At 65.4% G+C, this 2,101-nt stretch carries 3 protein-coding genes and 1 pseudogene; all 4 read left to right on the top strand.

Annotated elements, in window-relative coordinates:
* Window positions 1-132: 132 nt before the first annotated feature.
* The 4 genes and pseudogenes from ACFO3Q_RS04795 to ACFO3Q_RS04780 all read left to right on the top strand — a co-directional run bounded on the left by ACFO3Q_RS04795 (window position 133) and on the right by ACFO3Q_RS04780 (window position 2,001).
* Entirely contained in the window at window positions 133-534 is a 402-nt protein-coding gene (locus ACFO3Q_RS04795) for a hypothetical protein (protein ID WP_377003499.1), read from the top strand.
* A complete protein-coding gene (locus ACFO3Q_RS04790; RefSeq protein WP_377003497.1) occupies window positions 527-874 on the top strand; it encodes a hypothetical protein in 348 nt (115 codons plus the stop codon). The genes ACFO3Q_RS04795 and ACFO3Q_RS04790 overlap by 8 nt, the downstream gene beginning before the upstream one ends.
* A gap of 12 nt (window positions 875-886) precedes the next feature.
* A pseudogene (locus ACFO3Q_RS04785) lies at window positions 887-1,051 on the top strand (excisionase family DNA-binding protein); the annotation flags it as partial.
* 23 nt (window positions 1,052-1,074) lie between these two features.
* Window positions 1,075-2,001 (top strand): tyrosine-type recombinase/integrase, encoded by a 927-nt coding sequence (locus ACFO3Q_RS04780; RefSeq protein ID WP_377003498.1) that lies wholly within the window; start codon window positions 1,075-1,077, stop codon window positions 1,999-2,001.
* Window positions 2,002-2,101 lie beyond the last annotated feature (100 nt).

The following is a 2,101-nucleotide window of genomic DNA, read 5'->3' as shown; positions in this document are numbered from 1 at the left end:
CATGCACGACTACGCCCGCGCCTGTGTCAAGCACGCCACCGCCGCACAGGCTGCCGAGATCGAGGCGCTGCGTGCCATCGCTGGATGCGCCTACCAGATGGCGGGGGNGGATGCGCCTACCAGATGGCGGGGGTGCACGACGCGCCCGAGATCTGGCTGGACCGGTTGAGCGAAGCAGCGAACGGCGAACCGCTGCCGGACCCGGACACCATCTCCGACGAGCTGCTTCCCTACCAGCCGGAGGCCGTGTGCGATGCAGAGATCCGCGCGCGCAAACTGGAGGTCGAGATCGAGGCGCTGCGGGCGGAGATGGGCGAGCTGCACATGAGCGCACAGCGGCGCGACCAGTACGCGGCCGAGAAGGCAGCCCAAGCCGCCGACGCCATCGCCCGAGCCGAGCGGCTGGCGGAGGCGTTGCGGGAGTATCGACACGCTCCGAAGTTCAGCCGCGACCATGCCGCTATCAAGCGGACGGTTGAGCTTGAAGATGAAATTGACGCCCTGCTGCGCGAACAGGAGGAAGGCCGTGGATGAGTTGACTATGAGCCAATTCGCTAGCAAGGACGACTTGCTGGCAGCGCAGGCCGCACGTATCGCAGAACTCGAAGCCGCCCTCGAAGCGGCGCGGGAGGATGAATGGAGGCCGATTGAGACGTGCCCGAACGCCGATCGCGTCGTGATGTTCTGCGATGAGCGCCAGAACATTTGGACGGACTGCGCATGGGACAGGTCTGCCGCCGCGACTGGCTTCTACGCCACCCACTGGCGTCCGCTCCCCGCGCCACCCGCCGTCGACCAGGCGCGCGGAAATGCGGTGGGCGGTCCAGTGAGCGTCACTCTCAACGCCGCCGAGGCTAAGAGGTGCGGGGGATGAGCCGGAGGAAGCATGGGAGCAGCTGAGAAACTCCTGACGTTCGACGAGGCGGCGGAGCGGTGCTCATGCTCCGCTAGGACCCTGCGCCGGGCGGCCGCCGCTGGCGAGCTAGCAGTGGTCCGCCTTGGCTCGGGACCGAAATCCGACCGTATCCACCCCGATGATCTGCGCGCCTACTGGGCCCGCAAACGAGTGAAGTCGTGCCAGTCAAAAAACGCGCCAATGGCAGCTATCAAGTCACCATCTGTTTTGGTGGGCGAACGCTTAGAAAAGCTTCTCGGCACTGGAGCTACCAAGACGCAAAGCACTTCGAACGCCAGTGGCTCGCGTCCGTCAAGGACGCTGCGGCTGGTCGCGAGCCGGAAAGGCTGATCGAAGAAGCGTTGGAGCGCTGGCTAACGGAGCACGTGCCGCGGCTCGCATCGGCGCGCCAGACCCGCAACCACTGCCGCATGCTGCTGCCCTTCATCCGCGGCAGGAAGCTCACCGAAGCACCTCAGGTGTGGGCCGAGGTCAAAGCAGCGATGCAGGGCAAGGCGGCGGCTACGGTCAACCACAAGGGCCGAATCCTGCGCCAGGTCTGCCGGGCAGCACTGCTGGAGTGGGGCTGGATGGACCGTCCGGTGGCGATCAACCTGCTGGCCGAGACGCCGCGCGAGCGGTTCCTGACGACCGAGGAAGTCGAGCGTCTCGCGGCGGCCTGTCTGTCGGACGAGGCGGCCGGTTACGTCATGCTGGCGGCGTACACCGGGATCCGGCGCGGCCACCTGCTGCGGCTCACGCACCACGACGTGCAGGGCGACTTCATCCGACTGGACCGCTCAAGCAAGACGCGCACGCTACAGATGGTCCCCCTACACCCTAAGGTCAGAGAGCTCGCAAAGCGACTGCCGCTGGGCATCGGCGACCGGAGGCTCAAGGAGGAGTGGACGGCAGCCCGGGCGGCTACAGGGATCGACTGCCGCTGGCACGACCTGCGACACACATGCGCATCATGGCTCGTCCAGGCGGGCGTGCCCCTGTATGTTGTCGGTGAGTTCCTCGGTCACAGCTCACCGACAGTGACAAAGCGATATGCTCACCTCTCCCCGCAACAGCTAGTAGACGCGATCAGTCGGATCGCCTGAAACGGTGCAGTTTTTGTGCAGTAGGTGAGTCTCCTGACGCCCTTTCTGTCCGCCACTGTCCGTTAAAGATCAGTGACTTACCGATGGCGCCGAGAACTCA

Origin of the sequence: Coralloluteibacterium thermophilum, assembly GCF_042654365.1 — a bacterium.
In the GTDB taxonomy this organism is placed as follows: domain Bacteria; phylum Pseudomonadota; class Gammaproteobacteria; order Xanthomonadales; family Xanthomonadaceae; genus Coralloluteibacterium; species Coralloluteibacterium thermophilum.
The sequence above is the reverse complement of the archived record's forward strand: the minus strand, read 5'-3'. Positions and strand labels throughout refer to the sequence as shown.